This window comes from Rhodococcus sp. BP-349 (assembly GCF_019835845.1).
Classification (GTDB): domain Bacteria; phylum Actinomycetota; class Actinomycetes; order Mycobacteriales; family Mycobacteriaceae; genus Rhodococcoides.
Genome location: NZ_JABUDR010000004.1, coordinates 1 through 5,282, shown reverse-complemented (window position 1 = coordinate 5,282; position 5,282 = coordinate 1). Strand labels below are relative to the sequence as shown.

Here is a 5,282-nt window from a genome sequence, read left to right as displayed (position 1 = left end):
GTTCTTTTTTGTCAGCAATGGAGTTATTGCTGGCGTGAGTTTTATTGCTGGATTTGGCTCTCTAGTTTTCATTGGCTCTTGGTTTCTAGCCGGGGGTTGATAAGAGTCTTCAACGGAGAGTTTGATCCTGGCTCAGGACGAACGCTGGCGGCGTGCTTAACACATGCAAGTCGAACGGTAAGGCCCTTCGGGGTACACGAGTGGCGAACGGGTGAGTAACACGTGGGTGATCTGCCCTGCACTTCGGGATAAGCCCGGGAAACTGGGTCTAATACCGGATAGTACTGCGCGGTGCATGCCGTGTGGTGGAAAGATTTATCGGTGCAGGATGGGCCCGCGGCCTATCAGCTTGTTGGTGGGGTAATGGCCTACCAAGGCGACGACGGGTAGCCGGCCTGAGAGGGCGACCGGCCACACTGGGACTGAGACACGGCCCAGACTCCTACGGGAGGCAGCAGTGGGGAATATTGCACAATGGGCGCAAGCCTGATGCAGCGACGCCGCGTGAGGGATGACGGCCTTCGGGTTGTAAACCTCTTTCAGCAGGGACGAAGCGCAAGTGACGGTACCTGCAGAAGAAGCACCGGCCAACTACGTGCCAGCAGCCGCGGTAATACGTAGGGTGCAAGCGTTGTCCGGAATTACTGGGCGTAAAGAGCTCGTAGGCGGTTTGTCGCGTCGTCTGTGAAAACCAGCAGCTCAACTGTTGGCTTGCAGGCGATACGGGCAGACTTGAGTATTTCAGGGGAGACTGGAATTCCTGGTGTAGCGGTGAAATGCGCAGATATCAGGAGGAACACCGGTGGCGAAGGCGGGTCTCTGGGAAATAACTGACGCTGAGGAGCGAAAGCGTGGGTAGCGAACAGGATTAGATACCCTGGTAGTCCACGCCGTAAACGGTGGGCGCTAGGTGTGGGTTTCCTTCCACGGGATCCGTGCCGTAGCTAACGCATTAAGCGCCCCGCCTGGGGAGTACGGCCGCAAGGCTAAAACTCAAAGGAATTGACGGGGGCCCGCACAAGCGGCGGAGCATGTGGATTAATTCGATGCAACGCGAAGAACCTTACCTGGGTTTGACATACACCGGAAAGCCGTAGAGATACGGCCCCCCTTGTGGTCGGTGTACAGGTGGTGCATGGCTGTCGTCAGCTCGTGTCGTGAGATGTTGGGTTAAGTCCCGCAACGAGCGCAACCCTTGTCCTGTGTTGCCAGCGGATAATGCCGGGGACTCGCAGGAGACTGCCGGGGTCAACTCGGAGGAAGGTGGGGACGACGTCAAGTCATCATGCCCCTTATGTCCAGGGCTTCACACATGCTACAATGGCCGGTACAGAGGGCTGCGATACCGTGAGGTGGAGCGAATCCCTTAAAGCCGGTCTCAGTTCGGATCGGGGTCTGCAACTCGACCCCGTGAAGTCGGAGTCGCTAGTAATCGCAGATCAGCAACGCTGCGGTGAATACGTTCCCGGGCCTTGTACACACCGCCCGTCACGTCATGAAAGTCGGTAACACCCGAAGCCGGTGGCCTAACCCCTTGTGGGAGGGAGCCGTCGAAGGTGGGATCGGCGATTGGGACGAAGTCGTAACAAGGTAGCCGTACCGGAAGGTGCGGCTGGATCACCTCCTTTCTAAGGAGCACATCTCGGGGTAGTACCACCCACACAGGTGGGAGGGAACCCCCGCAGAGACCACGCCGACCACATTCGTTGGTCGGGTGGACGCTCATGGGTGGAACACTGACAACCAGAGCCGGCAGTAGCGAACTTCCTCAGTGTTGTTCCGCTGGTTCTATATCGATGCACTGTTGGGTCCTGAGAGAACACGCGAGTGTTTTTTCTAGGCAAGAACGAATACACGCAATGTTGGTTGTGTCTATCGGTCCCTGGTTGGTTCGGGGGTGTCTGAGAGCAGCGTGAACAGGGTTGTGTGTGTGTTGTTTGAGAACTGCACAGTGGACGCGAGCATCTTTGTTGTAAGTAATGAAGAGCGTACGGTGGATGCCTTGGCACCAGGAGCCGATGAAGGACGTAGGAGGCTGCGATAAGCCTCGGGGAGCTGTCAACCGAGCTGAGATCCGAGGGTGTCCGAATGGGGAAACCCAGCACGAGTGATGTCGTGTTACCTGCACCTGAATATATAGGGTGTGTGGAGGGAACGTGGGGAAGTGAAACATCTCAGTACCCACAGGAAGAGAAAACAACAGTGATTCCGTCAGTAGTGGCGAGCGAACGCGGAAGAGGCCAAACCATGTGCATGTGATACCCGGCAGGGGTTGTGCGTGTGGGGTTGTGGGGTTTGTCTTGTCGATTCTGCCGGATCGGCCGACAGTAAGAAATCATGTGGTTAGTCGAAGTGGTCTGGGATGGCCTGTCGTAGAGGGTGAGAGTCCCGTAGACGAAAACTGTGTGACTGTCGTGATGAATGCCCAAGTAGCAGCGGGCCCGTGAAATCTGCTGTGAATCTGTCGGGACCACCCGATAAGCCTGAATACTCCCTGGTGACCGATAGCGGACTAGTACCGTGAGGGAAAGGTGAAAAGTACCCCGGGAGGGGAGTGAAATAGTACCTGAAACCGTGCGCTTACAATCCGTCAGAGCCTTCGAGTGACTTGTCACTGGGGGTGATGGCGTGCCTTTTGAAGAATGAGCCTGCGAGTTAGTGGTATGTGGCGAGGTTAACCCGTGTGGGGTAGCCGTAGCGAAAGCGAGTCCGAATAGGGCGTTCCAGTCGCATGCTCTAGACCCGAAGCGGAGTGATCTACCCATGGCCAGGGTGAAGCGACGGTAAGACGTCGTGGAGGCCCGAACCCACTTAGGTTGAAAACTGAGGGGATGAGTTGTGGGTAGGGGTGAAAGGCCAATCAAACTCCGTGATAGCTGGTTCTCCCCGAAATGCATTTAGGTGCAGCGTCGCGTGTTTCATCCTGGAGGTAGAGCTACTGGATGGTCTAGAGGGCCCACAAGCTTATCGAAATCAGCCAAACTCCGAATGCCAGGATGTGAGAGCGCGGCAGTGAGACTGCGGGCGATAAGGTTCGTAGTCGAGAGGGAAACAGCCCAGATCGCCGGCTAAGGCCCCTAAGCGTGTACTAAGTGGAAAAGGATGTGAAGTCGCGAAGACAACCAGGAGGTTGGCTTAGAAGCAGCCACCCTTGAAAGAGTGCGTAATAGCTCACTGGTCAAGTGATTTTGCGCCGACAATGTAGCGGGGCTCAAGTACACCGCCGAAGCCGCGGCATTCGCACAATAGCCCCCGGTTCCCTTGCGAGGGTTCCGGCAGGTGTGTGGATGGGTAGGGGAGCGTCGTGTGGCCAGGGAAGCGCCGGAGTGATCCAGGTGTGGAGGCCACGCGAGTGAGAATGCAGGCATGAGTAGCGAAAGACGAGTGAGAAACTCGTCCGCCGAATGATCAAGGGTTCCTGGGCCAGGTTAATCCGCCCAGGGTGAGTCGGGACCTAAGGCGAGGCCGACAGGCGTAGTCGATGGACAACGGGTTGATATTCCCGTACCCGTGTATCCGCGCCCATGATGAATCAGGAGTACTAACCGTCCAGAGCCACNCGAGGCCGACAGGCGTAGTCGATGGACAACGGGTTGATATTCCCGTACCCGTGTATCCGCGCCCATGATGAATCAGGAGTACTAACCGTCCAGAGCCACCAGGAGCACCTTCGGGTGCCGGGTGTGGTGATGCACGGGACCTTTCCTGGTAGTAGTCAAGCGATGGGGTGACGCAGGAAGGTAGCTGAGCCAGTCAGTGGTAACACTGGTGTAAGCCTGTAGGGCGAGACCTAGGCAAATCCGGGTCTCACATAAGCCTGAGAGGTGATGCATAGCCGAATGAGGCGAATTCAGTGATCCTATGCTGCCGAGAAAAGCCTCTAGCGAGCTGGTACACGGCCCGTACCCCAAACCGACACAGGTGATCAGGTAGAGAATACCAAGGCGATCGAGATAACTATGGTTAAGGAACTCGGCAAAATGCCCCCGTAACTTCGGGAGAAGGGGGACCCCTGCTGGTGATCACTCTTGCAGTGTGAGCTGGTGTGGGTCGCAGAGACCAGTGAGAAGCGACTGTTTACTAAAAACACAGGTCCGTGCGAAGTCGTAAGACGATGTATACGGACTGACGCCTGCCCGGTGCTGGAAGGTTAAGAGGACCGGTTAGTTCCTTCGGGAGCGAAGCTGAGAATTTAAGCCCCAGTAAACGGCGGTGGTAACTATAACCATCCTAAGGTAGCGAAATTCCTTGTCGGGTAAGTTCCGACCTGCACGAATGGCGTAACGACTTCTCAGCTGTCTCAACCATAGACTCGGCGAAATTGCATTACGAGTAAAGATGCTCGTTACGCGCGGCAGGACGAAAAGACCCCGGGACCTTCACTACAGCTTGGTATTGGTGTTCGGTTCGGTTTGTGTAGGATAGGTGGGAGACTGTGAAGCATGCACGCCAGTGTGTGTGGAGTCGTTGTTGAAATACCACTCTGATCGTATTGGATACCTCAACCTCGGACCATGATCTGGTTCAGGGACAGTGCCTGGTGGGTAGTTTAACTGGGGCGGTTGCCTCCCAAAATGTAACGGAGGCGCCCAAAGGTTCCCTCAGCCTGGTTGGCAATCAGGTGTCGAGTGCAAGTGCACAAGGGAGCTTGACTGTGAGACTGACAAGTCGAGCAGGGACGAAAGTCGGGACTAGTGATCCGGCACCGGCAAGTGGAAGCGGTGTCGCTCAACGGATAAAAGGTACCCCGGGGATAACAGGCTGATCTTCCCCAAGAGTCCATATCGACGGGATGGTTTGGCACCTCGATGTCGGCTCGTCGCATCCTGGGGCTGGAGTAGGTCCCAAGGGTTGGGCTGTTCGCCCATTAAAGCGGCACGCGAGCTGGGTTTAGAACGTCGTGAGACAGTTCGGTCTCTATCCGCCGCGCGCGTCAGAAACTTGAGGAAGGCTGTCCCTAGTACGAGAGGACCGGGACGGACGAACCTCTGGTGTGCCAGTTGTTCCACCAGGAGCACCGCTGGTTAGCTACGTTCGGAAGGGATAACCGCTGAAAGCATCTAAGCGGGAAGCCTGTTCCAAGATGAGGTTTCTCACCCCCTCGAGGGGGTAAGGCCCCCGGCAGACCACCGGGTTGATAGGCCAGAACTGGAAGCCCAGCAATGGGTGCAGGTGACTGGTACTAATAGGCCGAGGACTTACCACAAAGAAGCTACGCGTCCACTGTGCAGTATCTGAGACAACACACGAGTTGTTCAGCAGATAACTGAAACCCGCACCAC

The 5,282-nt window shown here is 56.3% G+C and carries 2 rRNA genes; both read left to right on the top strand.

The annotated features are described in order from the left end of the window. Window positions 1–109 precede the first annotated feature (109 nt). Window positions 110–1,628: ribosomal RNA gene (locus tag HQ325_RS22220) — 16S ribosomal RNA — on the top strand. 342 nt (window positions 1,629–1,970) lie between these two features. Next, window positions 1,971–5,206, top strand: a 23S ribosomal RNA gene (locus HQ325_RS22215). Together the 16S and 23S rRNA genes form the textbook arrangement of a ribosomal RNA operon. Window positions 5,207–5,282 lie beyond the last annotated feature (76 nt).